Here is a 22,030-nt window from a genome sequence, read left to right as displayed (position 1 = left end):
GTAGGCCTCAGCGGCTGCCGCCGCCTTGCTTGGAATTGGGGAGCGCGGCTTCGAAATACTCGGGAATGGGATGGTCAAAACTGTTGAGGTAGCGCTGGTAACTGCGGCTGGCGGCCTCGCCGAGCATCGGCAAGGCGGTGCCTGCACGGCTGCCATCGGCCTGCATGCGCAGCAGGTCGCGGGTGGTGTCGCCGATCTGCGAACGGGGCAGGTCGACAACGGCGGTGCTTGCTGCCGTGACCGCCGCAGCGCTGGCGTTGTTGTCGCTGGTATTTGCAGTGGGCGCGGTGCCATCGGACATGCGTTCGATCAGCGGCGCGTGCTGCGCTGCTGCGGGTGTCGTGCTGAGCGCGGCAATCAGCACGGCAGCGGCAAGGGCTGCGGATCGGATCATGGTGTTGCCTCCTGCGCGGTGGACGTGGAAGGACTGAAACGGTCCAGCATCGAACCGGGAGGACGTGAGGCGTGGGCGGCATCGGCGCGTTGCTGTGCGGCCAGCGTGGTGCTGTTGGCCAATGGCGCGGCTGCAGCGTTGGACGCCGCCACCGCTTGCCGCAGCGTCTGCGAGAGCCGGTAGATTTCCGCGCGGGTCGGCGCTGGCAGATTGGCGCGCTGGATCATGCTTTCGGCGGTTGCCGGTTGCCCGGACAGCAGCGCCCACAAGGCCAGATTGGAAATGGCGCGGATATTGTCCGGCCCCAGTTCGGCGGCCTTGGCCAGCGGCGCACGCGCCTGTTCTATCTGCCCAGCCTGCAGCAGGGCAAAACCCAGATCGCCCAGATAGGCGACGTTGAGCGGGTCGGCGCGTACCGCATTGTCCAAGGCCACTCGCGCTCCATCCAGATCGCCGGTGGCCGCTGCGACCAGCCCCAGCCCATGCCAGGCCGGTGCCGCCTGCGGGCCCTTGGTCAGACCCCGGTAGATCGCGCTGGCAGTGCTGCTGTCGCCGGTTTCGCGCAGGGCATTGGCCTGCAGGATGCGCAGCTCCGGGCTGTCGCCGAAACGCTGCCGGAATGCGTCGATGTGCGCCAGCGAGGCGTAGTGGGCACCCTGCGCCTGCATCTGCTTGAGCAGGCCCAGGTACATGCCGCGATCATCCTGCGCGGCTTCCACCAGCGACGGTTCAATCTGCGGTTGCCGGTAAGCGTTGCGATTGCTGGCACAGCCGGCCAGAAGCGCAACCGTCATCATGCTCAGCAGCGCGGTCTTCGTGTTCATTACATCCCCTTGATCGCGGCGGCCAGCGAAATGATCGCCGGCCCGGCCAGTACCAACATCAAGGCCGGCAGCAAGGTGATCATCATCACCACGGTCATCTTCACCGAGAGCTTGCCGACCTTCTCTTTCATCTTCATGCGCCGCTGTTCGCGCAGGCGCATGCCGAATTGTTTGAGCGGCTCCTGTACCGCGCCGCCATGCTGGTGCACCTGCAGCACCATCTGCATCAGGCTGCGCAGGTCGTCGTTGCCGAAGGACTCGGACAGCCGTCGCAGCGACTGTGCACGGCTGCGTCCGCGGGTATAGCCGGCGTTGGCCAGCTGCAGTTCCTTGCCCAGTACCGGAATGGCGATATGCAGTTTTTCGCCGACCATCTGCAGGCTCTGGTCGATGCTGAAACCAACACCCTGCAGCAATCGCAGCAGGTCGATCAGCAACGGCAGCTCGTCATCCACCTTGCGGCGCAGGCGTGCCGCCCAGCTGCGCAGCAGCAGTTTGGGCAGCAGGATGCCCAGAGCGAAGCCGACCAGCACGATGATCAGGATGTCGCTGCCGTGCGGGCGCATCAGCAACACCGCCAGCAACGGCAGCAGCACGGCCAGCAACAGGCGCATGGCCAGGAATGCGGCGGTGCCACTTTGCTGGCTCCAGCCCACCTGTTCCAGCAGCAGCCTGTCCTCCGGGGCCAGCAGGGCTTTCTGCACGCGGCTGCCATCGAAGTGCTGGCCGATGGCGGCCAGGTCGGCCAGCCGGCGGCGCCACCAGACCGCTTTGGGGGCGTTGTCCTGTTCAAGATGCTGGGCGCTTTCCAGAGCGTTCTGCAGCGCTGCGCCGGCTTGCTGACTGCGCCGGCCGCGATACAGCAGGCCGCCGGCGGCCAGCACCAGGGCCAGCACGACCAGCAACATGGCGAGGGTGTACAGCAGGTTCATGCTGCGCTCCAGGCGGGGGAGACCGTGCGTGTGTTCATAGCGATTTGGCCAGCCGGTACAGCAGGAAGCCGCCACACAGTTCCAGCAGCACCGCGATCAGCAGGATCTTCTTGCCGAGCGGGTCGTGGAACATGGGCTGGAAGAAATCCGGGCTCATCAGCGCCATCGACAAGGCCGCGCCGACCGGCAGCAGCGCCAGCACCCAGGCCGACATGCGGGTTTCGGAGGTGGTGGCCTGCAGCTCGCGCTGCACTTCTTCAAGGTCACGCATGAAGTCGCTCATGCGTTGCAGGATCTGGTCGCTGCGGCCGCCGATGCGGATGCTGGTGCCCAGGATGACCGCCAGCATTTCCAGTGGGCGCAGCCGGTAGGCCTGGGCGGCATGCTGCAGGGCGCGGTCCAGATCCATGCCCGCGCGGGTATAAGTCAAGGCGTTGTCGAGAATGGGCCGCAGCGGCGGATCGACATTCTGGGTGGCGCTCTGGAAAGCCATCGACAAGCTGTTGCCGATGCCGGCCATGCGCACCATGTTCTCGAGGAAATCCGGCATCTGCGCGACCAGCCGCTGCTGGATCTTGTCGATGCGACGGTATAGCCACAGCGCCACGCCCAGCAGATAGAGCAGCAGCACGAACGCGCCAAACCAGGCGCTGCCAAGACGCAGGCCGGCGCCGATGGTGGCGGCGATGCCAGGCAGGGCGATCAGCACCAGGGTGCGCGGCGAGTCCTTCAGTCCAGCGCGGCGCAATAGCTCGGCCCAGCGCTGGCTTGGCGGCCGCTGGTTGCGGGCTTCTTCGGCCGCGCGCTGCGGATCGGGGCGTGACAGCCGGGTGTCGGCGTGGCTGGCGGCAGCGCGCTGCTGCACGCGGGTGGCCAGACCCCACCACAGGCCCATGGCTACTGCCACCAGCAGCACGGCAAGGCTCCCGAGCAGCAGCGGCAGCATCATGAGGGGAAGCTCCCCATGTTGGCCTCGCGCAGTTCCTGCCGGAACGGTTCTAGCTTGTAGCAATGCGGGTGGAAGCCCAGGCCTATCCAGCGGTCGCGCTCACGGCTGTCCGGGTCCACCCAGGCCTCGTGCTTGAACAGTTCCTGGCTGGTGATGACGTTGTCGCTGACGCCGGTGATCTCGGTGATGGAGGTGATCACCCGGCGCCCGCTGCCCAGCCGCGAGATCTGCACGATGAAGTCGATGGCGCTGGCAATCTGCCGGCGCAGGCTGTCCTCGCTGCCCTGGAAACCTGCAAAACCGGCCAGCATCTCCAGCCGGTACAGGCAGTCACGCGCGTTGTTGGCGTGCACGGTGGCCATCGAACCGTCGTGGCCGGTGTTCATCGCCTGCAGCATTTCCAGTACTTCCGCGCCGCGTACCTCGCCGACCACGATGCGATCCGGGCGCATGCGCAGGCTGTTGCGGACCAGGTCGCGGATGCTGACCGCGCCGCTGCCATCGAAGCCGCCCATGCGCGATTCAAGGCGCACCACATGCGGATGATTGAGCGCCAGCTCGGCGGTGTCCTCAACGGTGATGACGCGCTCGTTGTGCGGGATGAAGGTCGCCAGCGCATTCAACAGCGAAGTCTTGCCCGAGCTGGTGCCGCCGGAAATAAGGATGTTGCAGCGCCCGCGCACCATCGCATTGAGCAGCGCATACATCGGCTTGTCGAAGGCGCCACGGCCGAGCAGTTCGTCCGGGGTGAACGGGTCCTTGCGGAACTTGCGTATCGACACCATCGGCCCATCCACAGCCAGTGGCGAGATGATGGCGTTGAGGCGGCCGCCATTGGGCAGGCGCGCATCGACCATCGGGTTGGAGTCGTCCAGGCGCCGGCCGAGCGGGGCGATGATGCGGCGCAGGATGCGCAGCAGGTGGCGGTCGTCGCTGAAGCGTTGGGTCGAGCGGCGCAGCATGCCGCCGGCCGAGACATGCACGTCCTTGTAGCCGTTGATCAGGATGTCTTCGATCTCCGGATCGCGCAGCAGGTCGTCCAGTGGGCCAAAGCCGGTGAGTTCCTTCTGCAGCGCGCTGGCGACGGCTTCCATTTCCTGCGCATTGACCGGGATCTTCCACTCCTTGACGAAGGCCGCAGTCTGCGATTGCACGTACTTGCCGATGGTTTCCGGCGCCCAGGAATCGATGTCCACGCGCTGGTCTTCGACATGGTTGAGCAGGTATTCGTGGGCGGCGGAGAGCACGCTCTGGAACTGCTCGGTCTGTTCGAACGGAACACTGGGCGCCGGTTCGGGAGACAGTGCTGCCACGGCCAGACGCGGGGACAGGGGAGTGACTTTGTCTTCCATGGTTATCTACCCAGCAAAGTGGCGAGGCGTGCCAGCGGTGAGGCCGGTGCGGTGGACGAAGGTGCAGCTGCACGACGGCGGTCCAGCCGCTGCTGCAATGGCAGCAGTGCTTTCAGATACGCATCACGCGGTGCCGCGTCGGTAAGCAGGCGGCCGAGCCCGGCGTTGGAACGCAGCACCCGCGCGCGGTCGGGCAGGGTGGCAAGCAGCGGAAGATTGAAACGCTGGGCGATCTGGGTGTCGGCAAGGCCGCCATTGGGGTCGAAGCGGTTGACGATCAGCTGCAGGCGCTCATCGCGCAGGCCACGGCTTTCGAGCTCGCGCATGGTCTGGTCCAGCGACACCAGCGAACCTATCGCCTGGTCGGTCACCAGCCACACTTCCGATGCGCTCTTGAGCAGGGTATTGGGCAGCAGTTGCAGCGGCAGCCCGCCGACATCGCACAGGCTCAACGGGAATACGCTGCGCAGGCGGTCGAGCAGGGCGATCGGCTCGTGCTTCTTAAGCAAGGTGCCGCTGCTGATGCCAAGCAATGCCAGGCCGCTGGGGTGATGGGCAAAGGCGGTGCCGGCAAAGGTGCGATCCATGCGTTCGACATTGCGCAGTGCTTCTTCATAGCCGAAGTGGCTTTCCATGCCCAGGTACAACGCGGCATCGGCAGCGGGTTGGCCCAGGTCGATCAGCAGCAACCAGCCCTGCAGGCCGGCGACATCGGGAGAGGTTGGGTTCTGCTCGGCCAGGCTCACGCCCAGATGGGTGGCCAAGGTGCTGGTGCCGACACCGGGCCGGACGCCGAGCAATACGATCAGCCGGCCATCGGCGCGGACTTCCGGTACGACGCTGCTGGCCCGCGCCGGGGCGGGAACCGCAGCTACCCGTTCAAACACTTCCAGCATCTGTGCCGGACTGTTGTCGACATCGATGAAATCACAGACGCCGGCGCGCATGGCGGCCAGTAGATGTGCGGCCTGTTCCGGACCGGTGGTGCCCAGCCCGATCAGCGCCGGGCAGCCCGGCAGCGCATGCAGCTGGCGGGCGACATCGGTGGAGTAGGCGGCATTGCCGCCGCAGTAATCGAGCAGCACGAATGCCGGGCCGTTGGCGCCCTCCAGCAATTGCCGTGGATGGATTTCGCGGCTGTCTACCCAGCGCAGGTTGGCCTGCCCGGCCAGTGCCGCGCCCAGACGCGCCATATGGCGGTTATCCGGCGCGTACAGCAGCAGGTTCAGTTCTGGATGGCTTTGGGTCTGGGGCAACGGCATCACCGGGGGCATGGCGGCGCTTCAGCGAGAAAAGCCGGGGAGTTGATCGGGACTGGCCGGGTGCAGCAGCCATGCACCCCAAACCGGCAGTTTGGGTTGCGCTTCGCGTTGCCCGGGCAGGGGTATCTCGGTGCCGCGCGCCAAGGGCTTGACCAGCCGTGGCGTCACCACGATGACCAGTTCCTTGTCCTCGCGCTTGTAACTGAGGTTGCGGAAAAACGAGCCAAGTATCGGAATGTCTCCCAGTAGAGGGATCTTGTTGACGTTGGAAGACAGCTGGCTGCTGACCAGCCCGCCGATGACGAAACTCTCGCCGTCGCCGAGCTCAACGGTGGTGTCGGCACGACGGGTGGAGATGGCCGGGATCTGGGTGCCGTCCAGGGTGATGCCGCGGCTGTAGTCCAGGTCGCTGGCTTCCGGGGCCACCTTCAAGGCGATGCGATCGGCCGACAGCACGGTGGGGGTGACGGTCAGGCCGATGCCGAACGGTTTGAAGCTGACCGTGGTGGTGCCAAGGCCTTGCGGTTCGAGGATGGGCAACTCGCCGCCGGCCAGGAAGCTGGCACTCTGCCCGGACAGCGCCACCAGGGTGGGTTCGGCCAAGACGCGGGCCATGCCATTGGCCTGCAGCAGGTCGATATTGGCGCTCCAGGCGCCGGGCAGTGAGCTTGCCACCAGCTTGAACGCCGACGACAAGGCGCCGCCACTGTCGCTGCTGCCGCTGGGCGAGGTGATGCCGTAGCTGAAGCCGCCGTTGATGTTCTTGAAGCTGATGCCGACCTGGCGCAGCACGCTGCGGTTGAACTCCACCACTTTGACTTCGACCTGCACCACGCCGCCGTTGGCAATGGTGGCTGCATCGCTGATCATGCCCTTGTCGCCAATGGCCGAGGCCGCCGCCTTGCGGCTGGCCTCGTGTTCCAGCAACGAGGCGGCACTGCCTGACAACAGCGCCTGGCCACCTTGCACGGTGAGCTGGCTGCCGCTGCCGTCAAGCAGGCCACCTTGCACGGCGTTGCGCACTTCAACACGGATGCGCGTTGGTGCGGCCTGCTTCTGCAGCCACAGCAGCAACGTGGTGCTGCCCGCGGATTTGCCGACCAGCAGCGCTTCGCTGTTGCGCCCGATGCGGGTGATGTCGGCGATGGAGGGATCGGCGATGGCGATGCGCTCAACCCCTGCCGGCAGATTCCACGGGTGCTGCTCATTGAGTTCGAGCACAACGGTATTGCCCAGGGTCTGTGCCTGTGCGGCCGGCGCAAGCGGCGGCGCAAAACCGCCCAGGCCGAGCAGCGTCAAACCGAGCAATGCAGCAGATACGGTGTTGGAAGAGCGCTGGTGCAAGAGAAAGCCCCCGGTCATGGCGAAGACAGACGGTTGGATGGGGTCGTACCGCGGATGATTTCGATGCCCTGGCGGGGTGCGGGGCGTGTGGCGCGCCGCCGCTGTGGCTCGGCGCTGTTGCTGGCAGCGGCTGGCGCACGGGTGGTGTTGCCGCCGGCCAGTGCATTCAGATCAATGCCGGCATAGGCACGGTTTTCCGGGCGCGCGGCGGCTTCGGCCGCGCCTTCCATATTGCTGCGCACGGCCAGCACCGGAGCCGGCGTGGCGAAGAGGGCTTCGTCCGCCAGGCCGGTGTCGCCGGGGTTGCGCAGGGCCAGGAACAGCTTGCCGCTGTGCGCGGCCAGCAGCAGCCGGCCGGCGTCCTGCACCGGCACCGCCAGGATCGCGCTGCGCGCCTGCGCGCCGTCGCCGTTGGACGTGGTGGAGCCACGGTTGTCGCGGGCGGCAATGGTTTCGGCCCGACTACCCGGTTCGGGTGCGGTGCTCCCCACGGTGTTGTCCTGTTCGGCGCTGGCAGGGTTCGCCTGGCCGATGTCGGCGTTGCCGTAACCCAGCACCTGCAGGCGCGAAAGCAGAAGACGGGCTTGCGGATTGGCCTGCCCACTGCCGCTGGCGGCGGGGTTCTGCAGGCTCATGAAAACATCGACATAGTCGCCAGGGCTGACCCGGTTGCTGACCCCGGCCAGCTCGTCGACCGGCACGGCAACGGCGCGTTCGCCGGGTTTGATGCCAATGGCGATGCCCTGCAGCAGCTGTTCGGTGGTGATCATCGCGCCGGCGGCGATGTTGACTGCCGGCGTGCGCCCGTCCACCTCGGCGATGGTGGTATAGCCGTTGGCCGGCGGCAGCGCCATTTCAGCGATGGACAGATCGGCAGCGCTGATGGGGTGGCCGGCCGGAAGATCCTTGTTGGCCACGACCAGCATGCGCTTGGGCACACTGGTTGCCGCAGGCTTGTTGGCCATGCCTTCGGGCGTTGGCGCGGCTTTGCGGCCAAGTCCAAAGGCCAGCACCATCAACAGCGCCGCCAGGACCAGTAGCAGGATTGCAGCTATGCGTATTGCCTTTGGCATCGTGAAGCTCCTTCCCCTTGGAGTCCCTGGTCAGCGGTCGCCCAGATCCAGTTGAACAACAGCGGTACTGCTCAGTGATTTACCCATGCTCCAACCCATCAAGGTGCCGGTGCCCGGCATGAAGGGGTGGGCGTCATGGTCATAGGACGTGGTGACCTTGATGCACTTGACCGAGCTATCGGCAGCGCAGGCATAAGGTTGAGAGACGGCGATGGGTGCGGCAGCGGCGCTGCTGCAGCCAGACGCTGTCTTGGAATAGTTCAACAGCCATTGCATCGAGCGTGCGGCAGCTTCGCAGGCATTGCTGCGTCGCTCGGCGGTACTGCCGTAGCGCAACGATGCGCGTGCGCCTTCACCTGCCGCCAGGGCCAGTGATTGCTGGGCGGCGAAGATCATCACCCCGGTGAAGGTGATCAACAGCAGCGGCAGCACGCCGAACAACATCATCAGTGCGAACTCGATGGTGACCACGCCGCGTGCGCGTCGCCTGCCTGCCCGTGATTGCCTAGACATACGCTGCTCCCTGCACGATGGTGCCGATCATCGCCATGCCCATGTACGCCGCATACGGGATGCCGCGGCGCCCGCGACGTGCCGAACGCAGATCCATCTGCCAATCCATCACCCGGTTTGAGCCCTGCAGTGACTGCACCATCCGCTGCAATGGCAGCGGCGCGCAGCGTGTGGCGGGTGCCCATGCGATGACGATCAGCGCATGCGCACCGGCGGCCAGGCTGGCAATCAACCAGATCGGCAACAACGCACTGCCGCCCAGCAGAAAACCGATGACCGAAAACAGCTTCACATCACCGGCGCCCATCCAGCCGATGGCATAGAACGGCAGCAAGGCCGCCAGCCCCAATACGCCACCGAGCAGGCAGTTGCCCAGCGATGGCGAGCCGGCGAGTTGCAGCAGCTGCATTGCCAGCACGCAGGCCAACACGGCCAGCAGCACCCGGTTGGACACGCGCCTGGCGAACAGGTCGCTGATGGCAACCTGTACACCAAGCAGCAGCGCAGTCAGATGGATGGCGGTCATGGCGGCGGCCTGGGCTCAGCTGGTCGGCGCGGTACCGCCGCTGCCGCCTACCAGGGCGGTGAGCTTGTCCAGTACGGTCTGGAAGATCGTCTTCAGGCCATCGCGTGCGAAGAAAATGATCAAGCCGGCCACGACTGCGGCCAGCAACCCGTACTCAAGTGCGGTGACACCATCTTCTTCGCGGAAAAACCTGCGCAGCTGTGCGTTCATGATGTTCTCCCTGATGACCCGGTGTCGGTGTTGCACCGACGGTAGCCGGGTGCTGGGCATTGCTGCCCGATTGAGGTCATTGGGATACGCATGACACCGGCAAGAGTGTGCCGACGGTTGCTCAGGCTGCTGGGCGTACCAGCAGTTTCCTACCCTTGCTTCCGTTGTCCCCTGTCGGCACGCAGCGCATGCCCGGAAACATCATTGCAATCGCCCTGCTGGACGCATGCGCATATTCGGCAAGATTCAATTGTTTTTCGTATATGTGATGGACTTGGCTAATCCGCCGTGGCGAACCCGGCGTGAAGACTTGTTTTCTTTGTCAGTATCTATTGCGAGGGAAGTCGCTCGTTGTTCCTGTGAGTGCGTATCTGTAATACGGGTTTCAGGCTGTGCGGCAGGGGATTGCAGGTTGGGTAGATGACCTGCAGCGGATGGTCAGGCTTCTGAAGCGCGTGCTTGTCCAGGATGCGCAAAGGCTTTCACATGGATGCGGTTGTCGGCGGAAATGGTTTGAGGTCATTTGATCTTGCGTCGCTGAGCGGCACGCTGCGCGTGTGCCACGTTGAGCTCGTGCTGCTTGATGACCAGCCGCCCTCGGCATCGATTTCTTCCTTCGTTCATGACCAGGCGCTGTTGTGCACGTTCGAGATCGGTGCGCGCACGCGCGGTCGCTTTGTGCTGCCGCTGGACTGGTGCCTGCTGGGCTGGCTGCAATCAGTGGACCCGCAAAGCAGCTGGTGCCATGGCGTACCGCTGCAGTCGGGCAATATCGTTTCGGTGATGCCCGAGGGTGTTACCGAGTTCGCCTTGGGTGCGGGCAGCCGCGTCACCTTCGTACTGGTGCCGGTGAAGCGCTTCCAGGAACGCGCCGCAGCACAGCGCTTGGGCGGGCTGGGCGAGGAGGCGGCGGTGCCACTGCTGAGCGCACGCCCGCATGTGCCCCTGCAGGAGTATTACCAGGGTTTGCAGGAGCGCATCCAACAGGGCGAAGTGGGCGCCGAAGAAATCGACGCGATGCTTGATGCCCACGTCAAAGAGGTTGTCACCAACGGCCCGCCCGAGCGTGCAGGCTGCAATCGCAGCCGCCGCGCCAGATACCTTATTTTCCGCCGCGCCGAAGACATGATGTATGCCAACCTGCGCCGGCATATCTATATGCATGAGCTATGCGATGCGGCAGGTGTGAGCGAGCGCGCGCTGCGCTATGCCTTCGAGGAACTGGTGGGTATTTCGCCCGTGCGCTATCTGTCGATGCTGCGCCTGTGCGAAGCCTGCCGCAGCCTGTCCAGCGCCGATGCCGGGCGCAAGTCGGTCAAGTCGATCGCGCTGAGTTGCGGCCTGTGGGATCTATCGCGTTTTGCCGACAACTATCGCAAGGTGTTTGGCGAGCTGCCGAGCGAAACCTTGATGCGCGGCACCTACAGCCCGGCCTGATCACCACGGAGTGTGATGGGCATCAAGCGCCGGTTGCTGCTTGCCGATTACGTGCATCGGCGTGCCGTTAACGGGCAACGGTTTGCCAAATCAACGTATTGCTGTGCCGGATGCGGGTAAGTGGCGGCGCCCTGCAGCGCTGTACTGGACTCACAGAGAGAACCCCTCCACGCCTGGTGGGGTTGAGCTGGAGGCCCCAAATGAACCGCATCTATCGGCTGGTATGGAACCGCACCCTGAATGCATTCGTGGTGGGGTCGGAATTGGCCAGCGCTCAAGGCAAACGCTCGGGTCCGGAGAAGCTGTCACCGGTGGTTTCATGGCGTCTTGCTGGCCTGGGTAGCGCCATTGCGCTGGCCATGGCCGGGCCAGCGGCGGCGACCGACGCCAAGCTGGCCGACCTGCAGGACCTGGTCGCCAAATACAGCAACACCGATGCGCAGCAGATTGTTGCCACCCATCTGCCTGCTGCGAATGCAGGTGTGTCGCTCAATGCGTCGGTAACGCTGCCAGCGGTACTGCAGGTAAATGCGGCGGCGGCCGTGTCGCTCAAACCGCAGACTGCTGCGCCGCGCGCCCCAGTGCAAGCCCAGCTTGGTGTGCGCGCAGTATTGCCGCAGCTGCGCCCGCACGGTTCGGCGGGCGCACCGGCAGCGGCGTTGGCCGTGGTTGCCGATGCCGCATTGGCGGTAAAGCCGTTGGCGGCCTCGGCCAATGCAACGGTCACCGCGACGGTGGGTCCGCTCACCGGCACCGGCGCAGGCCTGCAAGGTATTGCCGCCGTGCTGCTGCCGGGCAAGGAAGAAGGCGGCAGCCCCTTGCACGGCACGCTGGTTTCAACGGCAGGTGCGGTCAAGGAGCTGACCGGTGAAGTAGTGACCGGCAAGCCGCTGGCCGCGGTGCAGACGCTTACCTCGCATGCCGGCACGACCGTGGCATCGCTGACCCAGCACGTGGGTGGCGGTGTCGCTGATCTGACCGGCGCGCTGTTGCCGGGCAGCCAGCAGGGCGGCAGTCCATTGCACGGCACGCTGGTTTCAACGGTGGGTGCGGTGAAAGAGCTGACCGGTGAAGTGCTCAGTGGGCAACCTGTAACCGCAGTACAGACGCTTACCTCGCATGCCGGCACGACGGTGGCATCGCTGACCCAGCACGTGGGTGGCGGTGTCGCTGATCTGACCGGCGCGTTGTTGCCGGGCAGCCAGCAGGGCGGCAGTCCATTGCACGGCACGCTGGTTTCAACGGCGGGTGCGGTGAAAGAGCTGACCGGTGAAGTGCTCAGTGGGCAACCTGTGGCTGCAGTACAGACGCTTACCTCGCATGCCGGCACGACGGTGACATCGCTGACTGGGCAAGTGGGCGGCGGTGTCGCGGGTGTGACGGGGCTGTTGTTGCCGGGCAACCAGGAAGGCGGCAACCCTGTGCGCGGAACCCTGACGGGGGCGCTGGGTGCGGTCGAGGAATTGACTGGCGGGGTTGCCAAGGGCACGGGCCTGGGGGGATTGGTCAATGGCGTGGTCAACGGTGTAGCGCCGGTGCTGGATGGCGTTGGTGGTCTGCTGGGTGCAGTAGTGGGCGGCGTGACCGGATCGAGCACCTTGGGTAGCGGCGTCACCGGCACGGTGGGCGCGCTGACCGGCGGGCTGAAGGACACCACCGGTGCGCTTGCCAATGGTGACGTCGCCGGCACCGTGCAGAACCTGCTGGGTACGGTAGATACCACTGCATCGACGTTGCTTGGCGCTACCGGCAATACGCTCGGTGGCGTTACCGGGTCCGGTTCCGGTGTGAGTGGGCTGACCGGTACGCTGAGTGGGGTGATTGGTGGTGTGACCGGCGGCTTGTCGAACGTGGTGGGTGGCCTGACCGGCAACCCGGTCATACCCAGTGCGGCGCCGCCAGTGGCGCCCGGCCCGTCGGGTTTGATCGTCGGCAACGGCGGACTGGTGGGCTCGGTGAACCAGCTGGTGGATTCTCCGCTGACCTCGCTGCTCGGGGGCAATCCCTATATCCAGAGTGGCAGCCTGAAGGTCAACAGCACCAATGTGATGCAGACCTATTCGTCGCTGGAGCTGCTGAACACCATACCGGTGGTGAATCTCAGCCCGGTCGGTGAATTGCTGGATGGTCTGGGCGGCCTGGCCACCGGCGGCAACTCGCACCTGACCTTGATCGGTGGTGTCACCTCCGACAGCTACATCACCAACATCAACAACGGTGACCCGGGCGGCCTGCTGGGTCTGGTGCTGCCCGATGGCGCGCCGGCCTGGGCTTCGGACTGTGTGGATCTGCTGGGTCTGGCCCAGCTCAAATGCTGGGCGGTACCCGCGGCGCAGGATTATCAGGTGTTGATCGGCGATGGTGCCTTTGCCAATGGGTCCAAGGAAGTGGTGATCGGCAGCAATGCCGAGCATCGGTTGGCCGCACAGACCGCCGACCAGGTATTCGTCGACGCCACCGGCGGCAAGACCGGCGTTCCCACCGCCGATTACGACGCACGCCAAGGCCACTCGGTGGTGGTTGGCGACAGCGCCAAGGGCACCGCCAATGCGCAGACCCTGCTCGGCGCCGGGGCAACCTCGAACAAGGCCAACAGCGTTGCGCTGGGCTACAAGTCCGATGCCGCGCGCGGTGGCCAGGACAGCTACGCCGCGTTCGGCCTGACTGCCGCGCAGACCTCGATCGGCGAAGTGGCGGTGGGCTCGGCCGGTCGCGAACGCCAGATCACCCATGTCGCCGCCGGCAGCCTGGACACCGACGCGGTGAACCTCAAGCAGCTGCGCGGTGCACTGGATCAGATCGATGATCTGGGGCTGGCCGCAGTGGTCTATGACGAGGACGCCAATGGCGTCGTCGACTACAGCAAGGTCACACTCGGTGGTGGTCAGGCCGCAAGTGGCACGGTGCTGGCCAATGTTGCGGCCGGCGCTGTGGCGGCAGGCAGCATGGAGGCGATCAATGGTGGCCAGCTGTTTGGGCTGGGTGGCTCGATGGCGACGTATCTGGGGGGCGGCGCGACCTTCACTGGTGGCGTACTGGGCGCCCCGAACTACCAGATCAACAGCATCGGCGTGCTGGGCGTGGCTTCGCTGCAGCAGTACGCAAACATCGGCGGTGCGTTCAGTTCCATCAGCGATTCGCTGTTGAATCTGTCCAACCTGCTGCCGCGCAGCGTCCCCGGTGGCAGTGATCCACTGGCGGTGAAGTATGTCGCAGATGGCGCCGGCAACCCGACCAACGAAGTTCGCCTGACCGGCGATGGCAGCGGCGCAGCGGTCGCCTTGGGCAATGTCGCCAATGGCAGTGTTGCCAGTGGCAGCCTCGATGCAATCAACGGTGGCCAACTGGCCACCACCAACGACGCGCTGGCCTCGACCATCGGCGGCACCCTGCAATACGACAACAGTACCGGGCAGTGGAGCGCAGCCAGTTTCAACATCACCTCGATCAACAGCGGCGGCGCTGCTACCCAGCAGACATTCGGCAATGTCACCGACGCCTTTGCAGCAATGGATAGCTCCATCGTCAACGTCAACAACCGCATCGACAACATCCAGAACGGCGGTGCCGGCAATGCCTACTTCGCGGTCAATTCGACCAAGCCTGCAGCCTCGGCCACCGGCCAGGACAGCGTGGCCGCGGGCCCGCAGGCAACTGCCAGTGGCAACCAGGCGGTGGCCATCGGTGATGGCGCCAATGCATCGGCAGCCGGCAGCGTTGCCCTTGGAGCAGGCTCGGTGGCTAACCGTGCCAACACCGTGTCGGTTGGTGCAGCCGGTGCCGAGCGCCAGATCAGCAACGTCGGCGACGGCAGCGAGGCCACCGACGCGGTGAACCTGCGCCAGCTGCAGGCCTCGCAGCAGGGCACGGTGCGCTATGACCAGAACACCGATGGCAGCACCAACTACAGCAGCGTGACGATGGGCCGCCCAGGCACCAGCACCGTCATCCACAACGTGGGTACCGGCGTGGCACCGACCGACGCGGTCAATGTGGCGCAGCTCAACAAGGGCATGGGGGATGTCATGGATTGGTCGAAGAACTACACCGATCAGCGCTTCAACGATGTGGGGCGTGACATGAAGCGGATCGACGACCGTGCTTCGGCTGGTGTCGCCTCGGCGATGGCCATGGCCGGCCTGCCGCAGCCAACCGAAGCAGGCCGACGCATGGCCTCGATGGCAGCCAGCACCTTCCACGGTGAGTCGAGCATGGCGGTGGGCGTGTCCGGTGTTACCGACGGCGGCCGCTGGATCTACAAGCTCAGCGGCTCGGCCAATACCCGAGGCGATGGCGGGGTGACCGTGGGGGCGGGCTTCCAGTGGTGATCACGGGCAGCGGCAGGCTGCAGCTGGACAACCATGGTTATGCATCGAGGACGCTATGAACACGAAATGGACCGTACTGGCCTTGCTGGCAACCCTCACCGCCTGTGGCAAGGGCCAGGTGCGCGAAGAATTTCCGGACCCGGCGCGTGCCTATCCGGCCGGGGGCACCTACGTGAATCTGGACAACCTGCGGCAGTACGCGCCGGGCATGAACAAGCGTCAGATCCAGGCGCTGCTGGGTACGCCGCAGTTCAATGAAGGTTTGTGGGGGGTGCGGGAGTGGAACTACGTCTTCAATTTTCGGCGTTCGGTAGGGGCCGAGCCGATTCGATGCCAGTTCCAGGTCCGGTTTGACGCGGACGGCGTTGCCAGCGGCCAGGCGTGGCAACCAGCAAGCTGCGCCGCGTTGCTGGAGCCGGCTCCCGCACCACCCGCACCACCACCGCCTCCGCCGCCGGAGGTGGTTGCGCCGCTGCGGATTTCGGCAGATGCCTTGTTCGCTTTCGATAGCGCCAACCTGTCGGCAGCCGGTCGCGCACGTCTGGATGAACTCCTGCAGCAGCTTAAGGATCGCAGTGCGCAGGCTTCGCTCACCATAATCGGCTACACCGATCGCATCGGGAGCGATGCTTACAACCTGGAGCTGTCCAAACGCCGCGCACAGAGCGTGCGCAGCTACCTGGTCGAGCAGGGCATTCCAGCAACCTCACTGCATGCCGAAGGGCGGGGCAACAGCGCGGCACTGGTGCAGTGCGAGCAGGTTAGCGGGCAGGCGCTGCTGGATTGTCTGGCGCCGAACCGCCGCGTGGAGATTGCCGGGATGGGCGGTTGAGGGCGCTATGAGCGCGGCAGGCGATGCGAATGTCGCCTGCTGCCCTCACAATGGCGGCCGGTAGCCGTGGCAGCTGTGCCCCGGCCAGAGCCTGGCAAGGTGTGCTGTGTTGAAGTGGAACAAGGTAATGGCCTGGGCTGGGCCGCTGGCGGTAGTGGTCTTCATTGCGGCGGTAGCCGGCTTTGGCGCGCAGCTGCAGGGCTATGACCAGATGCTGCATCCGGTGTCGCTGCTGGGCGCGCGCGGCATTCCCGGCGGCACCGCCTTCAGTCTGCTCGGCTTTGTAGTGCCAGGCGTGCTGGCGGCGATTGTGATGCTGGACCTGATCCTGCGCATGCCGGCCAGCGCGCCGCGTCCGTTGCGGGTTGGCGGGCAGATGCTGCTGCTGGGCGCAATCGCCTTTGCCGCGATGGGCCTGTTTCCGCTGGACGTGGACGATATCGAGAACCGCGCCAGCCAGTTCCACGCCAGTGCCTGGTTGCTGTGGTTGCTGGCGTTCACTGCTGCAGCCATTGCCTTGCGTTTTGCTGCGGGCAAGGCCGCCGGCTGGCGCACGCTGTCGACACTGACCATTGTCTGTGCGCTGTGGATGGTCTGCAGTGCGTTCTTGTTCGAAATCGCGATGCCGGTGGCGATGGCGCAGCGGCTGGCGTTCCTGGGCTGGCTGCTGTGGTTGTTGGCGGCAGCGCGGCTGGCGCCGGCACGGAGCTGAGCGGTAGAGGCCGCAAACCTGGGATTGCCGGGGCAGGGCACGCGCAAGTAACGCGTCGGCAGCAGTTCCAGGTAAAACCTGTTTTTTTAAAACCTCTATATTTCAATGACCTGCGGCCCTGGGGTGATGCAGGTAGGCGTGCTGATTGGAGTGCAATGATGCACTGCGGTACCCTTTGCCGCTTTGCCGTTGCCCAGCGTTGACATGTCCAGCGTCGAACCGAATATCTACGATCCCCAGCAGGTTGAAGCCGCCGCCCAGAAATTCTGGGAGGCCGAGAAAGCATTCGAGGTGAACGAAACCTCGGACAAGCCGAAGTACTACTGCTTGTCGATGCTTCCGTACCCGTCCGGTGCGCTGCACATGGGCCATGTGCGCAACTACACCATTGGCGACGTCATCAGCCGCTACAAGCGCATGACGGGTTTCAACGTGCTGCAGCCGATGGGCTGGGATGCGTTCGGCCTGCCGGCCGAAAATGCCGCGATCAAGAACAAGACCGCGCCGGCCAAGTGGACCTACGCCAACATTGCCCACATGCGTGGCCAGTTCAAGGCCATGGGCTATGCGATCGACTGGTCGCGCGAGTTCGCCACCTGCACACCCGAGTACTACGTGCACGAGCAGCGCATGTTCACCCGGCTGATGCGCAAGGGCCTGGCTTACCGCCGCAACTCGGTGGTGAACTGGGACCCGGTCGACAACACCGTGCTGGCCAATGAGCAGGTCATCGATGGCCGCGGTTGGCGTTCTGGCGCCCTGGTCGAGAAGCGCGAGATCCCGCAGTGGTTCCTGCGCATCACCGATTACGCCCAGGAACTGCTGGACGGCCTGGACGAACTGCCGGGCTGGCCGGATTCGGTCAAGACCATGCAGCGCAACTGGATCGGCCGCTCCGAAGGACTGGAAATCCAGTTCGACGTGCGCGATCTGGACGGCGCTGCACTGGATCCGCTGCGCGTGTTCACCACCCGCCCGGACACCGTGATGGGCGTGAGTTTCGTGTCCATTGCCGGCGAACACCCGCTGGCCGTGCACGCCGCCAAGAACAACCCGCAGCTGGCCGCATTGCTGGCCGAGCTGAAGCAGGGTGGTGTTTCCGAGGCTGAACTGGAAACCCAGGAAAAGCGCGGCATGGACACCGGCCTGCGCGCCATCCACCCGGTCAGTGGCGAGCAGGTGCCGATCTGGGTCGCCAACTTTGTGTTGATGGGCTACGGCACCGGCGCGGTGATGGCGGTTCCGGGTCACGATCAGCGTGATTTCGAGTTCGCCACAAAGTACAACCTGGCCAAGAAGCAGGTCATCGCGCTGAAGTCGCCGAAGAACGACGACGAACGCAACTACGACGACACGCGCTGGCAGGACTGGTACGGCGACAAGAGCCGCGAAACCGAGCTGGTCAATTCGGCCGAGTTCGACGGCCTGGATTTCCAGGGCGCGTTCGAGGCACTGGCTGAGCGTTTTGAACGCAAGGCGCAGGGCCAGCGCCGGGTCAATTACCGCCTGCGCGACTGGGGCGTCAGCCGCCAGCGCTACTGGGGCTGCCCGATCCCGGTGATCTACTGCGACAAGTGTGGCGCGGTGCCGGTGCCGGAAGACCAGCTGCCGGTGATCCTGCCCGAAGACGTGACCCTCAACGGTACCGGTTCGCCGATCAAGGCTGACCTGGAATGGCGCAAGACCACCTGCCCGGATTGTGGCGGCGCGGCCGAGCGCGAAACCGACACCTTCGACACCTTCATGGAGTCGAGCTGGTACTACGCCCGTTACACCTCGCCCGGCGCCCGTGAGGCGGTGGACAAGCGTGGCAACTACTGGCTGCCGGTGGACCAGTACATCGGTGGCATCGAGCACGCCATCCTGCATCTGATGTACTTCCGTTTCTTCCACAAGCTGCTGCGTGATGCGCGCATGGTGGACAGCAACGAGCCGGCGCAGAATCTGCTGTGCCAGGGCATGGTGATTGCCGAAACCTTCTACCGCCAGAACAGCGACGGTTCCAAGGATTGGTTCAACCCGGCCGACGTGGATACGGTGCGTGATGAACGTGGCCGCATCACCGGCGCGACCCTGCGCACGGATGGCCAGCCGGTGGTGATCGGCGGCACCGAGAAGATGTCCAAGTCCAAGAACAACGGCGTCGATCCGCAGACCATGGTGGCCAAGTACGGCGCCGACACGGTGCGCCTGTTCTCGATGTTCGCCGCACCGCCGGAACAGTCGCTGGAGTGGAACGAGGCCGGCGTCGACGGTATGGCGCGCTTCCTGCGCCGGCTGTGGGCGATGGTGCACAAGCACGTTGCCGATGGTGTTGCGCCGACGCTGGATACTGCAGCACTCAGTGCCGAGCAGAAGGCGATGCGTCGCAAGACCCACGAAACCATCGGCAAGGTCAGCGACGACTACGGTCGCCGCCACTCCTTCAACACCGCCATCGCTGCGGTGATGGAATTGTTGAATGCACTGGCCAAGTTCGACGATGCCAGCGCGCAGGGCCGTGCGGTCCGTCAGGAAGCCCTGCAGGCGGCCGTGCTGCTGTTGAACCCGATCACTCCGCATGCCTGTCACGGCATGTGGCAGCTGTTGGGTCACGCTGAAACGCTGCTGGAAGACCAACCGTTCCCGCAGGTGGACACGGCGGCGCTGGTCAAGGACTCCCTGACCCTGGCGGTGCAGGTCAACGGCAAGCTGCGTGGCACCATCGACGTGGCTGCCGATACCTCGCGCGAGCAGATCGAAGTCCTTGCCAAGGAAGAGCCGAATACGGCGAAGTTCCTCGATGGCCTGACCATCCGCAAGGTCATCATCGTGCCCGGCAAGATCGTCAATATCGTTGCGGCGTAAGCCGCAACGGGTATCTCAAGCGCTGTTCACGCGGCATCAGGCAGGCTTGCTGCCTGTTGCCGCCCCCGGCCGGCTCATCCAGACTGTGTGCATGACTCGATACCTGACTGCCCTGATTCTCGCCGCCAGCCTCACCGGTTGCGGCTTCCATCTGCGTAACAAGCTCGCGCTGCCTGCCGATATGCCGGCGGTGCAGGTGGATTCAGCGGTGCGTTACAGCGAGTTGGTCAAACTCCTCAACCGTGGCCTGCGCGCCTCCGGCGCTACGGTGCTTGAAGAAGGCGACACGCTGGCCGCCGCCGGCAAGCGGTCCGGCGCTGCGCGTCTGCAGATCCGTTCCGAGCGTTGGGGCGACCTGCCCATCGCCATCGACGCCCAGGGCCGTGCCCAGGAATACAGCCTGCGCTACGCAGTGGTGTTCATGTTCACCCGCCCCGATGGCACGGTGATCGTGCCGGAACAGGCGGTGGAACTGTCGCGTGACTACGTGTCGCCGCCGCAGGACGCCACCGGCACCACGACCGAACGCGAAATCCTGGCCGACGAACTGCGCCGTGAAATGTCGGCCTCCATCCTGCGCCGCATCGACAGCGTGGTCCGCGCCGATCTGGAGAAAGCCCTGCACGCCCCGGTGCCGGCGGAGGGTGCTGCCGCGCCCGAGCCCAAGCCCGATGCTGCAGGCGGGGTGCGCTGAGTTGGCGCCGCTAGGCGCTGCACAGCCGCAGCAGGCCTGAACGATGGAACTGCGACCGGAACAGCTGGCCAGCCAGATAAGCGCCCAGCCCTTGGCGCCGGTGTACCTGATTGCCGGCCCCGAACTGTTGCGGGTGATTGAAGCCGCCGATGCGGTGCGTGCCAAGGCGCGTGCCGACGGAATTGGCGAACGCGAAGTATTCGATGCCGATGGCCGCGATTTCGACTGGGGGCAGCTGTCCTCCAGCTTCAATGCGCCCAGCCTGTTCAGCGCCCGCCGTCTGGTCGAGGTGCGCCTGCCCAATGGCAAGCCTGGCAAAGAGGGCGCCGAGGTGATCAGCGACTTCTGTGCGCGGCCCGCGCCGGACGTGGTGCTGCTGATCACCGCCGGCGAATGGAGCAAGGCACACCAGGGCAAATGGGCCGAAGCGGTCAACAAGGCCGGGGTGCTCTCGGTGGCCTGGGCAATCAAGCCGCACGAGCTCGCCGATTGGATCGAACGCCGCCTGCGCAGCAAGGGCCTGCGCGCCGATCCGGCTGCCGTGCAGCGATTGAGCGAACGGGTTGAAGGCAATCTGTTGGCCGCCGCGCAGGAAATCGACAAGCTGGCCTTGCTGGCCGATGGCCAGCCGCTGGATGTGGCCAAGATGGAATCGCTGGTGGCCGATGCCGCCCGTTACGATGTTTTCAGGCTCAGCGATGCCGCCTTCTCCGGACAGGCACCGGCCGTGCTGCGGATGTTGGCTGGGCTGCGCGCCGAAGGTGAGGCGGTGGCCGCCTTGATGCCGATCCTGATTCGCGAGCTGCTGATCACCGCCGGGCTGGCGCGGGTACAGGCCAGTGGCGGCAATCTGGGCGCGGAAATGAAATCCAAGGGCATCTGGGAGTCACGCCAGGCGCCCTTCAAGCGGGCGCTGCAGCGCCATCCCGATCCGCGCCGCTGGGAGCGCTTCCTCGCCGAAGCATCGCAGGTGGACCGCATGGCCAAGGGGCGCGCCGAGGGCGATCCCTGGCTGGCCCTGGAGCGCCTGCTGATCGCCTTGGCCGAAGCCCGCGCGGTGCGCCTGCTTGTCCGTGGCGTGCGCTGACGTGGCCGGGCCGCCGCTGGCGGCCGCTGCCGGGCAGCGGGGCGTGTGGCTGCTGTACGGCGGCACCTTCGATCCCGTGCACAACGGCCATCTGGCCATCGCCCGCTGCGCCGCTGCCGAACTGCAGGTGCCGGTTCACCTGATGCCGGCCGCCGACCCGCCGCATCGTGCGCCACCCGGCGCCAATGCCGCTCAACGCGCGCACATGCTGGAGCTGGCGGTCGCTGGCGAGCCCGCACTGCAGGTGGACACCCGCGAGCTGCAGCGTGCCGCGCGGCTGCCTGGTGTGCCCTCGTGGACGGTGGACACCCTGCGCGAGATCCGCGCCCAGATTGGCCCGCAGCGTCCGCTGGCAATGCTGATGGGGGCCGACAGCCTGCTCGGCCTGCCCAGCTGGCATGAATGGGAACATCTGCTCGATCTTGCGCATATCGTGGTGGCTGAACGCCCTGGCAGCGGCCTGGACGGCGCATTGCCGGCAGCGCTGGCGCAGCGCCTGAACGGTGCCTGGGCCGGTTCGGCGCAGGCCCTGGCCGATGCCCCGGCGGGGCGGGTCTGGCGGCTGCGGCAGCCACTGCATTCAGAATCGGCCACCGCGCTGCGCGCGCTGATCGCCAATGGCGGTCAGCAATGGCGCGATTTGTTGCCTTCGGCCGTGGCGGAGTACATCCTTGCCCAAGGCCTGTATGGCAGCGCCGCAACGGTGTGAATGCC

General features: G+C 65.4%; 19 protein-coding genes. 8 read left to right on the top strand and 11 right to left on the bottom strand.

Features of this window, described 5'->3' with window-relative positions; translation table 11 throughout:
- Positions 1–7 precede the first annotated feature (7 nt).
- From ABE493_RS12195 to ABE493_RS12145, 11 genes are read right to left on the bottom strand one after another with little or no spacing between them, the layout of a single operon-like run.
- On the bottom strand, positions 8–394 hold the full coding sequence (locus tag ABE493_RS12195; RefSeq protein ID WP_346499179.1) for a DUF3613 domain-containing protein: 387 nt from the start codon (positions 392–394) through the stop codon (positions 8–10).
- The gene (locus tag ABE493_RS12190; RefSeq protein ID WP_346499178.1) at positions 391–1,218 is read right to left on the bottom strand and encodes a tetratricopeptide repeat protein; all 828 of its coding nucleotides are present in this window, start codon (positions 1,216–1,218) and stop codon (positions 391–393) included. Before ABE493_RS12190 ends, ABE493_RS12195 begins: the two co-directional genes overlap by 4 nt.
- Positions 1,218–2,150, bottom strand: a complete 933-nt coding sequence (locus ABE493_RS12185; RefSeq protein ID WP_346499177.1) for a type II secretion system F family protein — start codon at positions 2,148–2,150, stop codon at positions 1,218–1,220. The genes ABE493_RS12190 and ABE493_RS12185 overlap by 1 nt, the downstream gene beginning before the upstream one ends.
- Before the next feature lie 34 nt (positions 2,151–2,184).
- The gene (locus ABE493_RS12180; protein ID WP_346499176.1) at positions 2,185–3,099 is read right to left on the bottom strand and encodes a type II secretion system F family protein; all 915 of its coding nucleotides are present in this window, start codon (positions 3,097–3,099) and stop codon (positions 2,185–2,187) included.
- Entirely contained in the window at positions 3,096–4,451 is a 1,356-nt protein-coding gene (locus ABE493_RS12175) for a CpaF family protein (protein WP_346499175.1), read from the bottom strand. The genes ABE493_RS12180 and ABE493_RS12175 overlap by 4 nt, the downstream gene beginning before the upstream one ends.
- Before the next feature lie 2 nt (positions 4,452–4,453).
- The gene (locus ABE493_RS12170) at positions 4,454–5,707 is read right to left on the bottom strand and encodes an AAA family ATPase (RefSeq protein WP_346499174.1); all 1,254 of its coding nucleotides are present in this window, start codon (positions 5,705–5,707) and stop codon (positions 4,454–4,456) included.
- Between the two features lie 27 nt (positions 5,708–5,734).
- Entirely contained in the window at positions 5,735–7,057 is a 1,323-nt protein-coding gene (locus ABE493_RS12165) for a type II and III secretion system protein family protein (RefSeq protein WP_346499173.1), read from the bottom strand.
- 14 nt (positions 7,058–7,071) lie between these two features.
- A complete protein-coding gene (gene cpaB, locus ABE493_RS12160) occupies positions 7,072–8,130 on the bottom strand; it encodes a Flp pilus assembly protein CpaB (protein WP_346499172.1) in 1,059 nt (352 codons plus the stop codon).
- A gap of 30 nt (positions 8,131–8,160) precedes the next feature.
- Positions 8,161–8,643: a pilus assembly protein gene (locus tag ABE493_RS12155; RefSeq protein WP_346499171.1), complete on the bottom strand. Its 483-nt coding sequence runs from the start codon at positions 8,641–8,643 to the stop codon at positions 8,161–8,163.
- Positions 8,636–9,169, bottom strand: a complete 534-nt coding sequence (locus ABE493_RS12150) for an A24 family peptidase (RefSeq protein ID WP_346499170.1) — start codon at positions 9,167–9,169, stop codon at positions 8,636–8,638. Before ABE493_RS12150 ends, ABE493_RS12155 begins: the two co-directional genes overlap by 8 nt.
- A gap of 15 nt (positions 9,170–9,184) precedes the next feature.
- A complete protein-coding gene (locus ABE493_RS12145) occupies positions 9,185–9,379 on the bottom strand; it encodes a Flp family type IVb pilin (RefSeq protein WP_346499169.1) in 195 nt (64 codons plus the stop codon).
- 486 nt (positions 9,380–9,865) lie between these two features.
- On the opposite strand from ABE493_RS12145, the gene ABE493_RS12140 reads away from it, so the two are divergent.
- The 8 genes from ABE493_RS12140 (at position 9,866) to nadD (ending at position 22,025) form a co-directional block, all read left to right on the top strand.
- The gene (locus ABE493_RS12140; protein WP_346499168.1) at positions 9,866–10,816 is read left to right on the top strand and encodes a helix-turn-helix domain-containing protein; all 951 of its coding nucleotides are present in this window, start codon (positions 9,866–9,868) and stop codon (positions 10,814–10,816) included.
- A 200-nt stretch (positions 10,817–11,016) separates the two neighbouring features.
- Positions 11,017–15,144: an ESPR-type extended signal peptide-containing protein gene (locus ABE493_RS12135; protein ID WP_346499167.1), complete on the top strand. Its 4,128-nt coding sequence runs from the start codon at positions 11,017–11,019 to the stop codon at positions 15,142–15,144.
- Positions 15,145–15,199: 55 nt separating this feature from the next.
- Positions 15,200–15,976 carry an OmpA family protein gene (locus ABE493_RS12130; RefSeq protein ID WP_346499166.1) on the top strand — a complete coding sequence of 259 codons (777 nt, stop codon included), beginning with the start codon at positions 15,200–15,202 and terminating at the stop codon, positions 15,974–15,976.
- Positions 15,977–16,085: 109 nt separating this feature from the next.
- Positions 16,086–16,688, top strand: a complete 603-nt coding sequence (locus ABE493_RS12125; protein ID WP_346499165.1) for a DUF998 domain-containing protein — start codon at positions 16,086–16,088, stop codon at positions 16,686–16,688.
- Positions 16,689–16,892: 204 nt separating this feature from the next.
- The gene (gene leuS / locus ABE493_RS12120; RefSeq protein WP_346499164.1) at positions 16,893–19,535 is read left to right on the top strand and encodes a leucine--tRNA ligase; all 2,643 of its coding nucleotides are present in this window, start codon (positions 16,893–16,895) and stop codon (positions 19,533–19,535) included.
- A 91-nt stretch (positions 19,536–19,626) separates the two neighbouring features.
- Positions 19,627–20,229 (top strand): LPS assembly lipoprotein LptE, encoded by a 603-nt coding sequence (lptE, locus tag ABE493_RS12115; RefSeq protein ID WP_346499163.1) that lies wholly within the window; start codon positions 19,627–19,629, stop codon positions 20,227–20,229.
- A gap of 43 nt (positions 20,230–20,272) precedes the next feature.
- Positions 20,273–21,316, top strand: coding sequence for a DNA polymerase III subunit delta (holA, locus tag ABE493_RS12110; protein ID WP_346499162.1), 1,044 nt, complete (start codon positions 20,273–20,275; stop codon positions 21,314–21,316).
- A gap of 43 nt (positions 21,317–21,359) precedes the next feature.
- On the top strand, positions 21,360–22,025 hold the full coding sequence (nadD, locus tag ABE493_RS12105) for a nicotinate-nucleotide adenylyltransferase (RefSeq protein WP_430980768.1): 666 nt from the start codon (positions 21,360–21,362) through the stop codon (positions 22,023–22,025).
- Positions 22,026–22,030 lie beyond the last annotated feature (5 nt).

Source organism: Stenotrophomonas terrae (assembly GCF_039674165.1).
Taxonomy (GTDB): domain Bacteria; phylum Pseudomonadota; class Gammaproteobacteria; order Xanthomonadales; family Xanthomonadaceae; genus Stenotrophomonas; species Stenotrophomonas terrae_A.
Note: the sequence above shows the minus strand (reverse complement) of the source record. Positions and strands in the feature narration are given on the sequence as shown.